The organism is Pseudomonas sp. MEJ086 (genome assembly GCF_030209025.1).
GTDB lineage: Bacteria > Pseudomonadota > Gammaproteobacteria > Pseudomonadales > Pseudomonadaceae > Aquipseudomonas > Aquipseudomonas fulva_A.
This window is the reverse complement of record NZ_JARVSV010000001.1, coordinates 52,393-68,271: the sequence shown is the minus strand read 5'-3', so window position 1 is coordinate 68,271 and position 15,879 is coordinate 52,393. Positions and strand designations below refer to the sequence as shown.

The following is a 15,879-nucleotide window of genomic DNA, read 5'->3' as shown; positions in this document are numbered from 1 at the left end:
TATCGAGGTGCCTGCTGCTGGGGCGGTGTTGACTCGGATGGTGTAGGAGCCCGCTTGCGGGCGATGGATAGCGGTCACACCGCAGCATCGCGTCAGCCACACGATTCGCCCGCAAGCGGGCTCCTACAGATTATCGAGGTGCCTGCTGCTGGGGCGGTGTTGACTCGGATGGTGTAGGAGCCCGCTTGCGGGCGATGGATAGCGGTCACACCGCAGCATCGCGTCGGCCAAACGATTCGCCCGCAAGCGGGCTCCTATGGATGCCGAGATGCCTACGTAGGAGCTGACGTGTGGGCGATGGGTGACTGTGCCGCAATCCCGTGCAGAGGCCGCCTGCACATCGCTACGCGAGCCTTTGCTTCGCTTGGTGAGGTCGCTGTCTCAAGGTTTCTGCTGGAGGCCTTCGAGCAATGCCTTGTGGAAGCGCTCCGGCTCCTGAATCTGCGGCGAATGGCCGAGATCCGCAAAGGTCACCAGGGTCGCATCGGGAATACGTTTAGCGGTCGCCGGACCCAGTGCCTTGTAGTCGCCGAGTTTGCTGCGCATCGCTTCAGGCGCTGCGTCCTTGCCGACCGCGGTGTTGTCCTTTTCGCCGATCAGTAGCAGCACTGGCATTTTCAGGTTGGCGAATTCGTAGACCACCGGCTGGGTGTAGACCATGTCGTAGGTCAGCGCCGAGTTCCATGCCACGATTTCCTTGCCATCGCCCTTGAACATGCCTGCCTGCATATCTACCCAGCGGTCGAACTCGGGGCGCCACTGACCCGCGTAGTAGGTGTTCTTCTGGTAGTTGCGGCTGGCTTCTGCAGTGGTCTTCAGTTCGCGCTGGTACCACTGATCCACGCTCAGGTAGGGAACGCCAAGGGTCTTCCAGTCTTCCAGGCCGATCGGGTTGACCATCGCCAATTGCTCGACCTGTTCGGGGTAGAGCAGGGCATAACGGGTGGCGAGCATGCCGCCCATGGAGTGACCCATGACCGTCACGCGCTCGATCTTCAACTGTTCCAGCAGCGCATGGGTGTTGCTGGCCAGTTGCTGAAAGCTGTACTGGTAATGAGCCGGCTTGCTGGACTTGCAGAAGCCCACTTGGTCCGGCACCACCACACGGTAACCGGCCTCGCTCAGCGCTGCGATGCTGCCTTCCCAGGTCGCGCCGCAGAAATTCTTGCCGTGCATCAGCACGATGGTTCGGCCATTGGCTTTCTTCGGTTGCACGTCCATGTAGGCCATCTGCAGCGAGCTGCCCTGGGAGTCGAAGGTGAATCGCTTGATTTCATGTGGGTAATCGAAACCTTGCAGTTCGGGGCCGTAACTGGGCGTTTCGGTAGCCAGGGCTGGCAGGCTGCCAGCGATCAGCAGGGTGGCGAGGGCAATGCGCACGGGGAATGCTCCAGACGTTGGGGGAGCAAAGACTGACAGCAATGCATGGCTGGCATTGCCGGCAAGTGTTTACAAAACCTGTCCGAGTGGCGGGTTTCAGCCCAGTTCGCGAACGTAGTGCAGCATATCCGGGGCACCAGCCTGGCACAGGCCTTCGCCCAGTGCGGAGGCTTGGGGGGAATGCTTGGGCAACAGCAGAAATTCCGGCGAGCCCGGGGTGCGCAATAGGCTCAGGCGGGCGTAGGGCACGTCGTGATCCATCAGCAGTTGCATGAAAGCGGCATCGCTCCAGGCGGCGCAGGGCATGGCCAGGGCATGGTAATGCTGATCCAGATCATGCAGGCCTTGCGCGCTGACGCGGTATCGGGTGATGTCCGCCGGCAGGCTGATTTCCAGCCCACGCAGCCGCGCATAGGCCACGGCGCTCGCGAATGCCTGCGGGTGTGACTCCCCGGCCCAGAACAGCCGCTCACCGCGCCATTCGGCCTGGAGGAGATCGAGGCGCTGATTGGGGAATCCGGGCAGCGCCTGACCGAGCGTCTTGAGGAAATCCCGATAGCTGATGATGCGGATTTTTCGGCAGGCGTCGCTGGCTGCATAGTCTTCGAAGCTGGCGTGTCGCTCATCGCAATGAACCAGACTGTCTACCTTGCGCAGGTCGAGCTGCTCGATCTGCCGGTGCTCGACCTCGATGAGATGGGTCAGCGCAGCATGAGCGTCTGCCTTGTCTTCCTGCACGGGGCCGGACAGTGCGCTACGCGGCAGATCCTTGAGGCGATGCAGCGGCGGGCCGCCAAGCCAGGAGATATTGTCGGTGAAGGTGGGAATCGCGGCGAACGGCAGGCACAGCTGGCTGGCGCGTTCGAAGATCGGCCTGCTGCCACGGCCGAGCAGACCCACACGCTGAGCCAGGGCGGTCAGGCGTGAGGTGATGGGGCTGGGCTGTTCAGGCAGGCTCATGGCAACTCGCGTACGTCTGTATGCCCGAGGCAGTGTGGCAGAGCTGGCACCGCAATGCCAAGCGCCAGTGCACGTGGCTGGCGGCCTTGTGGCAGAATCCGTTCATTCATTTGCAAGGAGCCTCCATGCCCAGCCTGGTTCTGGATATCGCGTTATCGGCAGAACGTCTGCGGGTGGTCTATCAGGGGCGGGCCAATCGCATCCAGGCCCTCAGCCGTGATGGCCGGCGGGTGAGCATTCCGTCCCATCATTTTCGGCCATTTCTGACCCATGAGGGCATCTATGGTTCCTTCGAGCTGCAATTCAACGAGGAAGGCGAGTTGCTCAGCCTGCGCCGCCTGCCTTAGGCCTCGCTAGGCGGGGCGTTGGGCGGCTATAATTCGCGCCTTTCGATTTCGCCACTGACGAGCTGAGCCTGCCCATGTACAACCTGGCCCGCGAGCTGCTGTTCAAACTGTCCCCGGAAACCTCCCACGAGCTGTCCATCGACCTGATCGGTGCAGCCGGCCGGCTGGGCCTCGCCGGACGTCTGTGCAAGGCGCCGAGCAGCCTGCCGGTTACGGTGATGGGCCTGCAGTTCCCCAACCCGGTTGGCCTGGCCGCAGGGCTGGACAAGAATGGCGATGCCATCGACGGTTTCGCGCAGCTGGGCTTCGGCTTCGTTGAAATCGGCACTGTCACGCCGCGTCCGCAGCCAGGCAATCCCAAACCTCGACTGTTTCGCCTGCCCGAAGCCGAAGCGATCATCAACCGCATGGGGTTCAACAACCACGGCGTCGATCACCTGCTCGCCCGTGTGCAGGCCGCCAAGTTCCGCGGTGTACTGGGGATCAACATCGGCAAGAACTTCGATACCCCGGTCGAACGAGCGGTAGACGATTACCTGATCTGTCTGGACAAGGTCTATGCCCACGCCAGTTACATCACGGTCAACGTCAGCTCGCCGAACACGCCGGGGCTGCGTAGCCTGCAGTTCGGCGATTCGCTCAAGCAATTGCTCGATGCCCTGCACAAGCGCCAGAACGAGCTGGCCCTGAGCCAGGGTCGTCGCGTCCCCCTGGCGATCAAGATCGCCCCGGACATGACCGATGAGGAGACCGTTCAGGTTGCCGCTGCGCTGCTGGAAAGCGGTATGGATGCCGTCATCGCCACCAACACCACGCTGAGTCGTGAGGGTGTCGAGAACCTGGCGTTCGCCAACGAGGCGGGTGGCCTGTCGGGTGCGCCGGTACGCGACAAGAGCACTCACACGGTCAGCGTGTTGGCGGGGGAGCTGGGTGGGCGTCTGCCGATCATCGCTGCTGGCGGTATCACCGAAGGTCGCCATGCCGCAGAGAAGATCGCGGCGGGTGCGAGCCTGGTGCAGATCTATTCCGGGTTCATCTACAAAGGGCCGGCACTGATTCGCGAGGCGGTGGATGCAATTGCCGCGGCGCGCCGCTGAGAAGGGGAAATAAAAAGGGCTCCCTCAAGGGAGCCCCTGGGCTCTCGCCCGCCGCTCGGATGGAGCGTGCTTGGTGAAGTCGGTAGGTCCCTGGTTTAGCCGACAGCTCGAAGTTCGTTGAGTCGATGGATACCGGCGGTGCCGGTCAAACCGTCCCAGTTGTCACCGCGGCCTTCACGCCAGCCATTGAGCCAGGCCTGACGCACGGACGGAAGAGTGAAAGGACAAAGCTCGCGGGATTTACCACTGATGCCGTACTGATAGCCGCGCAGAAAAGCTTTTTCTAAAGGATCACGCTTAAGTCTTCTCATAGGGTGTTGCCCTCACTTGTTGACTGTTTATGTCCCATAGACCTCTGGGAGGTCAGGCAGAAGGTTCTGCCGTGGAGTTCGCTGCCGGCGTCGCGAGCCTCCTGTGCCACCGTCATTGCGACGATGGCCTGGGTAGATTTCTATCGAATGCATGAACCCGTGTGAATGATCGATTTGTCATAAGGACGTAACGGTTTTGCGGGTGAGGCCATAAGGTCGGCGTATTTTTCTGCCGCCCTTGAGCGAAAGTCGCGCTAGCTGGGGCTTTGCGCATTGCTTGCTGGTGTTTTGCCATCGTGAATGGCTATCGATTACACCTGCTATTTATTCCGACGAAGGGTCGCTTTGCGACTTTTTGTCACTTATTTTGGTTGTGCCTTCTGTTGCGCCCAACCCATTACTGCCTTCGGGCACTGGATCTCTGATGTCGGACGATAACGAACTCTTCCTCACGTGCCCCAAGGGGCTCGAAGGCCTGTTGCTGGAGGAAGCCAAGGCGCTGGGCCTGGAGCAGGCCCGTGAGCACACCTCGGCCATTCGTGGCGTAGCCAGCATGGAGACGGCCTATCGCCTGTGCCTGTGGTCACGCCTGGCCAACCGGGTGCTGCTGGTGCTGGCGCGTTTTCCGGTGCGCGATGCGGAGACCCTGTATCAGGGAGTACTCGATGTCGATTGGTTCGAACACCTGGAGCCGAGCGGTAGCCTGGCTGTCGAGTTCAGCGGCAATGGCTCGGGCATCGACAACACCCATTTCGGCGCCCTGAAGGTCAAGGACGCCATCGTCGACAAGCTGCGTCAGGCCGATGGCACCCGGCCGTCGGTGGACAAGGTCAATCCGGATCTGCGCGTGCACCTGCGCCTGGATCGTGGCGAAGCGATCCTGTCGCTGGATCTGTCCGGCCACAGTCTTCACCAGCGTGGTTATCGCCTGCAGCAGGGTGCTGCGCCGCTGAAGGAAAACCTCGCGGCCGCGGTGCTGATCCGCGCTGGCTGGCCACGTATCGCCGCTGAAGGCGGCGCCCTGGCCGACCCGATGTGCGGTGTGGGCACCTTTCTGGTCGAGGCCGCGATGATCGCTGCCGATATCGCGCCGAACCTGACCCGCGAACAATGGGGCTTCAGCAACTGGCTCGGCCATGTGCCAGCCACCTGGAACCGCTTGCGCGTTGAAGCCGAAGAGCGTGCCGCTGCCGGCCTGGCCAAGCCACCGCTGTGGATTCGTGGCTACGAAGCCGATCCGCGACTGATTCAGCCTGCCCGCAACAACATCGACCGGGCTGGGCTGAGTGACTGGATCAAGGTTTATCAGGGCGAAGTGGCGACCTTCGAGCCGCGCCCTGACCAGAATCAGAAAGGCCTGGTGATCAGCAACCCACCCTACGGCGAGCGCCTGGGTGACGAAGCGAGCCTGCTGTACCTCTACCAGAACCTTGGCGAGCGCCTGCGTCAGGCCTGCATGGGTTGGGAAGCGGCGGTATTCACCGGTGCGCCCGATCTGGGCAAGCGGATGGGCATCCGTAGCCACAAGCAGTATGCGTTCTGGAACGGCGCGTTGCCCTGCAAGCTGCTGCTGATCAAGGTTCAGCCCGAGCAGTTCGTCACCGGCGAACGTCGCACTCCCGAGCAGCGCGAGCGCGAACGAGAGCAGAGCGAGCTGCAGGCCGAAGAACCGAAACTCAACCGCAACGGCAACCCGATCAAGCCGGCACCGGCTCCCGTGGAGCAGGCGCGCCTGAGCGAAGGTGGACAGATGTTCGCCAACCGTCTGCAGAAGAATCTCAAGCAGCTCGGCAAGTGGGCGCGCCGCGAGGGCGTCGACTGCTACCGTCTGTACGATGCCGATATGCCCGAGTACGCCCTCGCTATCGACCTCTATCACGACTGGGTGCACGTGCAGGAGTATGCCGCGCCACGTTCCATCGATCCGGAAAAGGCCCAGGCCCGTCTGTTCGATGCGCTGGCCGCCATTCCCCAGGCGCTGGGCATCGACAAGAGCAAGGTGGTGATCAAGCGCCGCGAGCGGCAGAGCGGTACCAAGCAGTACGAGCGCCAGGCCGCTCAGGGCCAGTTCATGGAGGTGAAGGAGGGCGGCATCAAGCTGCTGGTCAACCTGACCGACTATCTGGATACCGGGCTGTTTCTCGACCACCGTCCCTTGCGCCTGCGCATCCAGAAGGAGGCCGCGGGCAAGCGTTTCCTCAACCTGTTCTGCTACACCGCTACGGCCAGCGTGCATGCGGCCAAGGGGGGCGCGCGCAGCACCACCAGCGTCGACTTGTCGAAGACCTATCTGGATTGGGCGCGGCGCAACCTGTCGCTCAACGGTTTTTCCGACAAGAACCGCCTGGAACAGGGCGATGTGATGAGCTGGCTGGCCGATGACCGCAGCGAGTACGACCTGATCTTCATCGATCCGCCGACCTTCTCGAACTCCAAGCGCATGGAAGGGGTGTTCGACGTCCAGCGTGATCATGTGCAGCTGCTGGATCTGGCGATGGCGCGTCTGGCCCCGGCTGGGGTTTTGTACTTCTCCAACAACTTCCGCAAGTTCCTGCTCGACGAGCAGTTGCCATCGCGTTATCAGGTGGAAGAAATCAGCGCAGCGACCCTCGATCCGGACTTCGCCCGTAACGCCAAGATCCACCGCGCGTGGAAGTTGACGGCCAAGTAACCAACGGACCGTAGCCCGGGTCGAGCGCAGCGATACCCAGGGCGTTCTCCCGGGTGTCGCTGCGACGTCATGCTTTTATCTGGCAGCGCTCTTCGGCTGCTTGTAGAGGTCGAGCAGCACCTGATCGAGAATCACCGAAGCGCCCCAGGGTTTTGGGTCGTTGAGGATCGCCACCACGGCCCAGCTGTTGCCATTGCTGTCGCGGCTGAAGCCGGCGATGGCGCGCACGTTGTTCAGGGTGCCGGTCTTGATGTGCGCCTGGCCGGCCATCGGCGTGTTACGCAGGCGTTTGCGCATGGTGCCGTCCAGCGCGACGATCGGCATCGAGCTTATGAATTCGGCGGCATAAGGGCTCTTCCAGGCAGCCTCCAGAATACGGCCCATTTCTCGCGCGCTCAGGCGCTCCGCCCGGGACAGCCCGGAGCCGTTCTCCATTACCAACTGCGGCGCGGTAATGCCCTTGCGGGCCAACCAGGCGCGAATCACCCGCTGCGCAGCGTGGGCGTCGTCGACGTCCGCATTGGTGCGATTCTGCGCGCCGATGCTGAGGAACAGCTGCCGGGCCATGGTGTTGTTGCTGTACTTGTTGATGTCGCGGATGATTTCCACCAGATCCGGGGAAAAGGCTCGCGCCAGCAGGCTCGCGCTCTTCGGCACATCGGCTTGGCGGTTCTTGCCCATGATGCTGCCGCCCAGTTCCTGGAAGATGGCGCGCACGGCACCCGCTGCATAGCCGGGATGGTCGAGTAGCGACAGGTAGGTCTGGGCGCTGCAGCCATCGGTCAACTGGCCGGTGACGATCACCCGGGTGCCGTCGAACTCCTTGACCGGGTTGTAGCGCACGTCCGGCCAGGCGGGGCATTTGCCAGCCTTGAGCACCTTGACCTGATTATCCAGCGTCAACCCCGCCAGCGGTGGCTCGGCAGCGACAGTGACCTTGCCATTTTCGGCGCGGGCGATGAAGCGCAGCGCCTTGAGGTTGACCAGCAGCGAGTCGGGGGTGACCAGATAGGGCTTGTTGGCATCGCCGCCGTCGTCGTCGAAGGCGGGCAGGTCCGGTTGCGAGAAATAGCTGCGATCGAGCACCAGGTCACCAGTCACCTGACGCACGCCGTTGGCCCTCAGATCGCGCAGCAGCAGCCAGAGCTTTTCCATGTTCAGCTTGGGGTCACCGCCCCCCTTGAGGTACAGGTTGCCGTTGAGTACGCCGTCCTTGAGCTGGCCGTCGGTATAGAACTCGGTCTTCCACTGATAGGTCGGGCCGAGCAGTTCCAGTGCGGCGAAGGTGGTCAGCAGCTTCATGGTCGAAGCCGGATTCACCGACACATCGGCATTGAAGATGGTGCCGTTGCCTGGACCAGTGAGCGGCAGGGTGACCACCGACAACGATTGCTGGCCGATCTTGTTGGCCTTGAGGCTCTTGGCCACGCTTTCCGGGAGGTTGGCGCTGGTCGCCGCATGGGCGGGCAGGGCAGTGGGCAGTACGAGGCAGGCGAGGGCCAGAGGGCGGAGGATGCGCAGCCTCCGGACGACGGGTACAACGGAAAATCGCATTACGAGCTCCCACAGCGGTTTGGGACAATGCCGCGCATTATGCCCCATGGCTGCGCTATCAGGGCTGCAATCGCCGGGTTTTTCATCAGCTGACGGGCATCGTGGCCGTGAAGCTGGTAGAGTGCCGCGCGTTATCACTCTGAAGGATTTTTACCCATGGCTACCAATCGTTCCCGTCGTCTGCGCAAGAAACTCTGTGTCGACGAATTCCAGGAGCTGGGTTTCGAACTGAACCTGAACTTCAAGGAAGACCTGAGCGACGAAGCCGTCGACGCCTTTCTCGATGCCTTCCTGAGCGACGCCATGACTGCCAACGGCCTTGGCTATGTGGGCGGTGACGACTACGGCCTGGTGTGCCTGTCCAAGCGCGGCTCGGTCAGCGAAGAGCAGCGCGCCGCTGTCGAAGCCTGGCTGAAGGGGCGTTCGGAACTGGTCGATTTCAGCGTCAGCCCGCTGCTCGACGTCTGGTATCCGGAAAACGAGATCAACTCGGCTTCCTGATTCCTGCAAGGGCCTCGTTCGAGGCCCTTCTCATTTGCGCAGGACGATGACGGTCTAGACAACCTGAGCCGGCGCAGCAGCCTTCATCCAGCTCCGCTCTCGGGCTCTTCGGCCTGACGACTTTCCAGATGCCGCGCGGTAATCGCTGCCACGGCTTCACTGAATGCCACGCATTGTTCATGACGGATGCCGCGATGGCCGTCCAGCAGCTCGCCTTGAAGCAGCACGAAGAGGCCGAGCAGCTTGCCCTGTCGATCACGCAAGGCAATGGCCAGTACGTTCACACGCGGTGTCCCGAGCACATTGAGCAGCGGCTGAAGATCGCCAGCCTTGTCGAAGCCCAGTGACAGTGCTGCGGTGCCCTGATCCAGAGCCTGGGCCAACCAGACCGGCGAATCGCCGCCATCCAGCGGCTGGGTCTGCAGGTCGCTGACGCGCAGCCTGTCACCACTGTGTTCCAACTCCAGCGTTTGCGCTCGCAGACGCCCATCCTCGACCAGATAGACGATGCCAGCCTGGGCATCGATGGCCTGCAGGGTCTGCCGGGTTATCCATTTCAGCAGCGCCTGAACGCTCGGTTGATGTCCCAGTTCGGCGATGATCTGCTGGTAATGGATGAGGGCCCGATTCATCCGTGCCATGGCCTGGGCCAGGCAATCCACTTCCAGTACCGAGGAGCGTATGCCGCCTGCCGCGGCGAAGTCGAAACGCCCCATGGCTTCGGTTTGATCCTGCAGGGCGGCCAGCGGACGGGTGATGCAACGCGACACCAGCCAGGCGATCGGCAGACACAGCAGCAGCGTGGTCAGGGTGATCAGCGCGCCTTGCCAGCGAATCCGGTAGGCGTCGGCGAGCAGTTCGTCCTCGGGCACCAGCAGTGCCAGGTACAGGCCATCGGGCCCACCTTCGCTGACGTGGCTGCGTGAGACCACCCAGCGGCGCTTGTTCAGCGTCTCGATACCCTGCTGGTTGTGTCCCGGAGCCAGTTCGTCCAGCGTGCCGGCCAGCTCCGGTAGCAGCTCGGTCACTGGCCGCAGTCGTGGCTCGGGCGTGTGGCTGAGCAGGCGCTGGCTATCGGGATAGGCCACGGCCAGGCCTCGGGCATCGAACAGCACCACTTCGCTACTGGGAGTGACCTTGTGCTTGATCAGGGTGGCGGAGAGATCTTCCAGGGTCAGATCCGCGGCAATTACCGCCTCCTCACCGGCGGCATTGGCGAGGGTGGTGCCGATCGCGCCCGAGGAGAAGAATACGTAGGGCGTGGTGGTGACGCTGCCTTTCTGACTGCGGGCACGGCTGTACCACTCGCGCATGCGCGGGTCGTAATCCTGACTGCCCAGCGTGCGCCTCTCCAGCAGATTCAGCGCGTCGTCGAAGAACAGATACTCGCCGATTCTGCCAGCATCGTGCTGCTCGACCGACCAGATTTGCAGGGATGCACCGTCAGGCGCCTGGAACTGTCGCTGGATGGCTCGGGTACGCAGGGCTCGAACCATGAAAAAGTCGCCGCTGCGGTAACCGAGATACAGCGAAGCCAGCTTGGGATTGTCACGCAGGGCCTGGGCGAAGGGGGCGAGCAGCGTCATGCGCGTTTGCAGGTCATCACTGCGAGCGCCTTGCGCGTAGGCCAGTACACCGAGCAGATGCCGAATGGGCTGGTAGGTGGCACTGATATCGCGGTGCACATCCTGCTGGATGTGTTCGAACAGGGTCGCGCTGCTGGAAAAGATGATCGCGGTGGTCTGGCGGTAGTTGAACAGGCCCAGTGCGCCGCCGGCGAGCAGCAGCATGAGCATGAACAGCACGCTGATGTGGACGTGCAGGGGTAATCTGCGTTCTGCGGGGCGGAAACTGCCGGGCATCGCGCCTCGCTCCATGGTTGCGCTATTAACTGGCCAGCATAGTCAAGCGTTCAGGATCCTGTCGACTCATGTGAATGCGCTGGGTCGTTATTGCCGACTGGTCGCCGTTTTGCTTCGGCTCGATTGTCCAGCCATTGCCGCAGGCCATGCATCAGCAGGGCGATGAACAGCGCCAGCAGGATGCCGAGGGTGACGTTGAACAGGCGGACCTGTGGCAGGTGCCAGTCCCTGGCCAGGCTCTCCGCGAGCAGCACGAAGCACACCGTGGTCTGCAGCACGAACAGACCGTAGTTGTGGGCCTGCAGCGCACGACTGAGGGTGATCAGCGGCAGCATGATGGCCACCATCAGCGGTGGGCTCTGCAGGCTGTTGCCGAACAGGATCAGCAGCCCGGCAGCGCTCAGGCTGGCCATGCTCGCCTGCAGGGCGCGCACCAGGCTCCCCCTGAACTCCAGCTGCAGCGTGGTGACCACCGCGAGGGTCAGCCAGTAGCCGCGCTGCAGGTGCGCGAGGTTGACGATCAGACCAGCCAGCGATACCGCCAGCGTGCAGCCCGTGGCGTACAACCACCATTGCTGGCGCGACTGGCGACGTGCGTGGCGGCGCAGCACCTTGAGCAGGCTCACCAGGCGCGGCATGTACGGCCACATGCGCAGGCCGTGGACGCCGCGCAGGCCGAACGCCAGGAGCATCACCCAGAGCCCGCCGAGAATGAACAGCATGGCGATGGCGTAGGGATTGTTCAGGCTGCTGCTGCCGTATTGGCCTTGCCCCAGGCACAGGCACACGGTGAGGCCGATACCCAGCTTGCCCGCCTCGGTGCCGTAACGCTGCAGCCAGGCCAGCAGCAGGCCGAAGGCGGCGAACAGCGACAGGCTGATCAGTGGGTGCGTGGCCGACCAGAAGCCCAGCCCGGCGCTGCAGGCGCCCAGCCCGGTGAGCAGGAGCATGCGCAGCATCCCGAAGCGATGCAGCGGATTGGCCTGGGCAGCCTGAAAGGCGCCGACCGAGGCCCACAGGAAGCCAGGATGAGCGCTGAACAGCCCCAGCAGTAATGGCAGCGCACAGCCCAGGCCCGCCACCACGGCCGGCCCCCAGGCGGGTGGCCCGGCGTGCCAGCTGAACAGCTGTCGCAATACCTGGCGCATGCTCAGACCGGGCTCGAGCGACCGGTCATTTCGCGCGCCATTTCGGTGGCGTAGCTATCGGTCATGCCGGCAATGAAGTCGATCATCCGCAGGAAGGAGCGGTACAGAGGCCAGTGCGGATCCGGCGCGTTGTGGCCAAGCAGGTCGAGGATGCGCCGGTTCTTGAACGACGGCGTGCGCCCGCCATGTTGTTCCAGCGCCGCGCCGCAGAAGGCGTTGAGGAGGATTTCCAGGGTGGTGTAGGCGCCGATCTCGTGGAGCGTCTTGCGTTTGTCCTGAAAGATCTTCTCCCGGGCCATGGCCTTGGCAGCTTGCACGCAATCCTTGGCCGTGCCGTGCATGTGCTCGACCAGATCGCCTTCCAGAGTGCCGGCCAGCAGTGCCGACTGCTGTTCGACGAAGGCGTGGGCCGCCGAGTTGGTGAGGTGCTCGATGGCCTTGCCGCGCAGGATCGCCAGCTTGCGGCGGCGTGAGTCGTGGGGCCCCAGCTGGCGATAGGTTTCCGGCAGATCATCGCCGACCAGATCGAGCAGCAGCGACTCCACTTCGGCGTAGTCGAGCAGCTCCATTTCCAGGCCGTCTTCGAGGTCGATCAGGCCGTAGCAGATGTCGTCTGCCGCCTCCATCAAGTAGACCAGGGGATGACGCGCCCAGCGCTGTTCCTCGAGTTGCGGCAGGCCGAGCTTGCTGGCGATCTGTTCGAGCAATGGCAGCTCGCTCTGGTAGCAGCCGAACTTGTGCTTCTTGTAACCCAGGGCTTCCGCATGGCGGGACGTCCAGGGGTACTTGAGGTAAGCGCCGAGGGTCGCGTAGGTCAGCCGTGTGCCGCCGTCGAACTGGTGGTACTCCAGTTGAGTGAGCACCCGAAAGCCCTGGGCGTTCCCCTCGAAACTGAGGAAGTCGCCGCGTTCGGCATCGCTCATGGCGTCCAGCCAGCCCCGTCCGGCCGCCTGTTGGAACCAGTGGCGAATGGCGTCTTCGCCGGAATGACCGAACGGCGGGTTGCCAATGTCGTGAGCCAGGCAGGACGACTGCACCACCATGCCCAGGTCGCTCGGCTCGCACCAGGAGGGCAGTTCGCTGCGCAGTATCTCGCCGACGCGCATGCCCAGGGAGCGGCCGACGCAGCTGACCTCCAGCGAGTGGGTCAGACGCGTGTGGATGTGGTCGTTGCTGGACACCGGGTGCACCTGGGTCTTGCGGCCCAGGCGCCGAAAGGCACCGGAGAAGATGATCCGGTCATGGTCCTTGTGGAAGGGGCTGCGGCCCAGTTCGTCGGCGCTGGGCGACGGTTTGCCGAGTCGTTCACGGGTAAGCAGGGTTTGCCAGTCCAAGCGTGCTTCCTTTGCCGGAGACGACGGCGCGGCCTTCGTCGGTCAGGTGCATGCGTTTTGCCGAAGGCTGCGCGCACGCCAATTGTCCGTTAGCTTCCCTGTTCGCTGGAGCAACTGCAAGGCCGCATCCACTAAAGTCCATGGGCATCGATATCGACCAGCAACAGACGGTTGCCGTTGTCGATGAACTGCCCGGCCGTGAGGCAGTACTGGTTGCTGGTCGCATCGCGATAGGTGCTGGACAGAATCAGCCTGCGTTCTTCCCAGCCCTCGGCGAGCAACTGGTAGAAATACGGCCGCCACGACCAGTTGTGGCCGATGTATCGGTCATCGGCCTGCCAGGCGCCGTCGCGCCATTCCAGGTTGGGGGTCGTCTGGGTGCCATGCCGGTCACACTGGTACAGGCGTAGCAGCCAGGGGTAGGCGAGCGGTGCGGCGAGCGTCGTTGGCGAATCGCTTTCCAGATTGTCCTTGAGGGCGGCGAACAGCTCGGCGAGTTGCCGGCGCAGGCTCATCAGGCGCGCGCGTTCGGCCAGCTTCTGTTGAACGTAGCCGTCGCGCAGCAAGGCGAAACGCTCGACGAACGCATCGTTCTCGAAGAATCCCGGTTCGGGTCGTGCGAACAGATAGCCCTGGACATAGCGAGCCCCGCATTCCAGAGCGAAGTCCAGCTCGGCGTTGGTCTCCACGCCTTCGGCGATGATCCAGCAACCGGTTTTCTCGGCCATCATCGCCAGTGCCTTGACCACCTCGCCACTGGGACCGCCGCGGGCCGCTTCCTGGAACAGGCGCATGTCCAGCTTGAGGATATCGGGCCGCAAGGCCAGTACCCGGTCTAGCTGCGAGTAGCCGGCTCCGAAATCGTCGATGGCGATACGCGCTCCGGCTTCCCGATAGCGGGCCACCACCCCAGGCAGGCGCTGGCTCGCGCCGCCCAGTTCGGTGATCTCGAACACCACGCGCCTGGGATCGATGCCGCTGCGTTCGAGTTGCCGCAGGCTCGGTAGCGCCTGATCGGGCCGCAGGCGGCTGATCCAGCGTGGCGATATGTTCAGGCTCAGGAACCATTGCGACGGGGCGTCATGAAAACGCATCAACGCCTGTTCGCGTACCTGCCGGTCGAGGCGGCGCAGGGCGGTTGGCGGTGTCTTGGGATCGGCGAACAGCGGCCCTGCCGAGTGCAGGCGACCTTCTGCGTCACGCAGCCGGGCCAGCGCTTCGACACCGGCAATCTGGCCGGTAGCCGTATCGATGAAGGGTTGGAAGACGGCGAGCGGTTGACCGTCGAGCACCGAGGACATCCTTAGCGAAGGGAAAGGTAATGCCGAGAAATATCCGGCTCATACCCATGACACTAGCAAGAATGTGGCCAGCATCAGACCTGATCGGGCTCTTTTGCTGGCTTTTTGCCTTCAGGCCCCGCAGGGCGTTTTCTCAGGTTGGGGAACGCCTCCAGGGCCATGCGCAGCCAGCGCCGCCATTGACCCCCGCGCATGCCGAGCAGGGTCAATGCGAAGGCGCCGCCAGTGATCCAGATTGGTGCATTGCTGCCCTTGAGTTCCTGGCGCCAGTGGTTACCGAAGTCCTTGGCTTTCTGCAGGGGCTGCAGGATGACCATGGTTTCGTGGCGAATTTCCTGGCGATGCATTTCCAGGCGCAGGCGCAGCATGGTTTTGCGCAGTTCCTGGGTGGAGGCTTTGTCGCGTGCACGGGTCATGGCAGCAGTTGCTCCCGGTCGCGGGCCAGCTCTTCGAGGCTGGCGCTGAATGGAGCGGGGGCGTTGCGCATGCGCTGGACGAGGCTCGCTGCACAGGCAAGCAGACCCAGGGTGTAGAAGAGGCAGAGCAGGGAAATCACCAGAATGCGATGGCTTTCCCAAAACGCGATCAGCAGCGCGGCAGACAGGCCGACGATCAGCAGCAGCCCGAACAAGATGCACAGGCCGGTCAGGATCAGCAGGGTGACGGTACGCGCCTGCTGCTCCTTGAACTCTTCGCTGAACAGTGCCACATGGCCGTGGATCAGCCCGAGCAGGGCACCGGCCAGACGCCGCGGCGAAGGGCCGCGGCTGGGAGGTGCTGCTGTCTGGCTGTCATCCATGTGCTGTCCTGATCAACGTCGGCTAATGAGCATGCCGATCAGTATACCAATGCCAGCGGCGATACCGATGGTCTGCCATGGGTGGGTCTGCACATAGTCTTCGGTCGCGCCGACCGCAGCCTTGCCGCGCAGCACGACGTTCTCTTCGGTGTTCTTCAGCGTCGAGCGCGCACGGCCGAGGCTGTCACGGATCTGAGCGCGCAGCTCTTCGGCCTGATCGCCGACCAGGCTGGCCGAGTGTTGCAGCAGAACTTCGGTGTCGCGCACCAGAGCCTGAAACTCTTCGAGCAGCTCTTCTTTATTGGCAGGTGCAGCAGGGCGTGAAGGAAGTGGGCGGGCCATGGATCGTTCTCCTGTAGGTGTGATGCGGTGTAAGGGGTTCGAGTGGCTGCCATTGGCCAGGTTCAGTCTATCTGCGAATCGCCGGGAATGAAGCGGGCCTGAAAGGCATAAGCATTGCATTGGCGTGGTGCGTTCGTGCCTGAAATGCATGTTTATGGTGCCTGTACTGCTAGGGAAGCAATTATCTGGTGCGTTCTTAACTAATTGATAATTAATGAATAAGCATTGAGTCGAGTGCATCGTTGAGCACCAGGATGGCGCTCGCTTTCAGC

15 protein-coding genes are annotated in these 15,879 nt (G+C 62.9%); 4 read left to right on the top strand and 11 right to left on the bottom strand.

The window, feature by feature from the left end; translation table 11 throughout:
* Positions 1-381: 381 nt before the first annotated feature.
* Positions 382-1,380 (bottom strand): alpha/beta fold hydrolase, encoded by a 999-nt coding sequence (locus QRN22_RS00355; protein ID WP_042555716.1) that lies wholly within the window; start codon positions 1,378-1,380, stop codon positions 382-384.
* A 96-nt stretch (positions 1,381-1,476) separates the two neighbouring features.
* The gene (locus tag QRN22_RS00350) at positions 1,477-2,340 is read right to left on the bottom strand and encodes a DUF6685 family protein (protein ID WP_042555717.1); all 864 of its coding nucleotides are present in this window, start codon (positions 2,338-2,340) and stop codon (positions 1,477-1,479) included.
* 125 nt (positions 2,341-2,465) lie between these two features.
* On the opposite strand from QRN22_RS00350, the gene QRN22_RS00345 reads away from it, so the two are divergent.
* Entirely contained in the window at positions 2,466-2,687 is a 222-nt protein-coding gene (locus QRN22_RS00345; RefSeq protein ID WP_042555839.1) for a DUF2835 domain-containing protein, read from the top strand.
* A 74-nt stretch (positions 2,688-2,761) separates the two neighbouring features.
* A complete protein-coding gene (locus QRN22_RS00340) occupies positions 2,762-3,784 on the top strand; it encodes a quinone-dependent dihydroorotate dehydrogenase (protein ID WP_042555718.1) in 1,023 nt (340 codons plus the stop codon).
* Positions 3,785-3,879: 95 nt separating this feature from the next.
* Here the strand turns inward: QRN22_RS00340 and rmf are convergent, their stop codons facing one another.
* Positions 3,880-4,095 (bottom strand): ribosome modulation factor, encoded by a 216-nt coding sequence (rmf, locus tag QRN22_RS00335; RefSeq protein WP_073268316.1) that lies wholly within the window; start codon positions 4,093-4,095, stop codon positions 3,880-3,882.
* A 424-nt stretch (positions 4,096-4,519) separates the two neighbouring features.
* On the opposite strand from rmf, the gene rlmKL reads away from it, so the two are divergent.
* A complete protein-coding gene (gene rlmKL / locus QRN22_RS00330; RefSeq protein WP_042555719.1) occupies positions 4,520-6,766 on the top strand; it encodes a bifunctional 23S rRNA (guanine(2069)-N(7))-methyltransferase RlmK/23S rRNA (guanine(2445)-N(2))-methyltransferase RlmL in 2,247 nt (748 codons plus the stop codon).
* Positions 6,767-6,841: 75 nt separating this feature from the next.
* On the opposite strand, the gene dacB is transcribed toward rlmKL, so the two are convergent.
* A complete protein-coding gene (gene dacB, locus QRN22_RS00325) occupies positions 6,842-8,320 on the bottom strand; it encodes a D-alanyl-D-alanine carboxypeptidase/D-alanyl-D-alanine endopeptidase (RefSeq protein WP_042555720.1) in 1,479 nt (492 codons plus the stop codon).
* Between the two features lie 156 nt (positions 8,321-8,476).
* Between dacB and QRN22_RS00320 the strand changes: the two genes are divergently transcribed.
* Positions 8,477-8,821, top strand: a complete 345-nt coding sequence (locus QRN22_RS00320; RefSeq protein ID WP_042555721.1) for a YggL family protein — start codon at positions 8,477-8,479, stop codon at positions 8,819-8,821.
* Positions 8,822-8,904: 83 nt separating this feature from the next.
* Here QRN22_RS00320 and QRN22_RS00315 read toward each other — a convergent pair whose 3' ends face one another.
* The 7 genes from QRN22_RS00315 to QRN22_RS00285 all read right to left on the bottom strand — a co-directional run bounded on the left by QRN22_RS00315 (position 8,905) and on the right by QRN22_RS00285 (position 15,607).
* A complete protein-coding gene (locus tag QRN22_RS00315) occupies positions 8,905-10,683 on the bottom strand; it encodes a cache domain-containing protein (protein WP_052493851.1) in 1,779 nt (592 codons plus the stop codon).
* Between the two features lie 50 nt (positions 10,684-10,733).
* Complete coding sequence (locus QRN22_RS00310; protein ID WP_042555722.1) at positions 10,734-11,831, bottom strand: FUSC family protein; 1,098 nt, start codon at positions 11,829-11,831, stop codon at positions 10,734-10,736.
* 2 nt (positions 11,832-11,833) lie between these two features.
* On the bottom strand, positions 11,834-13,165 hold the full coding sequence (locus tag QRN22_RS00305) for a deoxyguanosinetriphosphate triphosphohydrolase (RefSeq protein WP_042555723.1): 1,332 nt from the start codon (positions 13,163-13,165) through the stop codon (positions 11,834-11,836).
* A 131-nt stretch (positions 13,166-13,296) separates the two neighbouring features.
* Entirely contained in the window at positions 13,297-14,457 is a 1,161-nt protein-coding gene (locus QRN22_RS00300; protein WP_042555724.1) for an EAL domain-containing protein, read from the bottom strand.
* 83 nt (positions 14,458-14,540) lie between these two features.
* Positions 14,541-14,882 (bottom strand): hypothetical protein, encoded by a 342-nt coding sequence (locus QRN22_RS00295; RefSeq protein WP_042555725.1) that lies wholly within the window; start codon positions 14,880-14,882, stop codon positions 14,541-14,543.
* On the bottom strand, positions 14,879-15,265 hold the full coding sequence (locus QRN22_RS00290; RefSeq protein WP_042555726.1) for a phage holin family protein: 387 nt from the start codon (positions 15,263-15,265) through the stop codon (positions 14,879-14,881). The genes QRN22_RS00295 and QRN22_RS00290 overlap by 4 nt, the downstream gene beginning before the upstream one ends.
* Before the next feature lie 12 nt (positions 15,266-15,277).
* Positions 15,278-15,607 carry an ElaB/YgaM/YqjD family protein gene (locus QRN22_RS00285; protein WP_042555727.1) on the bottom strand — a complete coding sequence of 110 codons (330 nt, stop codon included), beginning with the start codon at positions 15,605-15,607 and terminating at the stop codon, positions 15,278-15,280.
* Between the last annotated feature and the right edge of the window lie 272 nt (positions 15,608-15,879).

Bases quoted from the DNA above. Each gene is read 5' to 3' on its own strand.
- rmf (WP_073268316.1), bottom strand. From the start codon at position 4,095: ATGAGAAGACTTAAGCGTGATCCTTTAGAAAAAGCTTTTCTGCGCGGC.
- QRN22_RS00320 (WP_042555721.1), top strand. From the start codon at position 8,477: ATGGCTACCAATCGTTCCCGTCGTCTGCGCAAGAAACTCTGTGTCGAC.
- QRN22_RS00345 (WP_042555839.1), top strand. From the start codon at position 2,466: ATGCCCAGCCTGGTTCTGGATATCGCGTTATCGGCAGAACGTCTGCGG.
- QRN22_RS00295 (WP_042555725.1), bottom strand. From the start codon at position 14,882: ATGACCCGTGCACGCGACAAAGCCTCCACCCAGGAACTGCGCAAAACC.
- QRN22_RS00290 (WP_042555726.1), bottom strand. From the start codon at position 15,265: ATGGATGACAGCCAGACAGCAGCACCTCCCAGCCGCGGCCCTTCGCCG.
- QRN22_RS00310 (WP_042555722.1), bottom strand. From the start codon at position 11,831: ATGCGCCAGGTATTGCGACAGCTGTTCAGCTGGCACGCCGGGCCACCC.
- QRN22_RS00340 (WP_042555718.1), top strand. From the start codon at position 2,762: ATGTACAACCTGGCCCGCGAGCTGCTGTTCAAACTGTCCCCGGAAACC.
- QRN22_RS00285 (WP_042555727.1), bottom strand. From the start codon at position 15,607: ATGGCCCGCCCACTTCCTTCACGCCCTGCTGCACCTGCCAATAAAGAA.
- QRN22_RS00350 (WP_042555717.1), bottom strand. From the start codon at position 2,340: ATGAGCCTGCCTGAACAGCCCAGCCCCATCACCTCACGCCTGACCGCC.
- rlmKL (WP_042555719.1), top strand. From the start codon at position 4,520: ATGTCGGACGATAACGAACTCTTCCTCACGTGCCCCAAGGGGCTCGAA.
- QRN22_RS00315 (WP_052493851.1), bottom strand. From the start codon at position 10,683: ATGCCCGGCAGTTTCCGCCCCGCAGAACGCAGATTACCCCTGCACGTC.
- dacB (WP_042555720.1), bottom strand. From the start codon at position 8,320: ATGCGATTTTCCGTTGTACCCGTCGTCCGGAGGCTGCGCATCCTCCGC.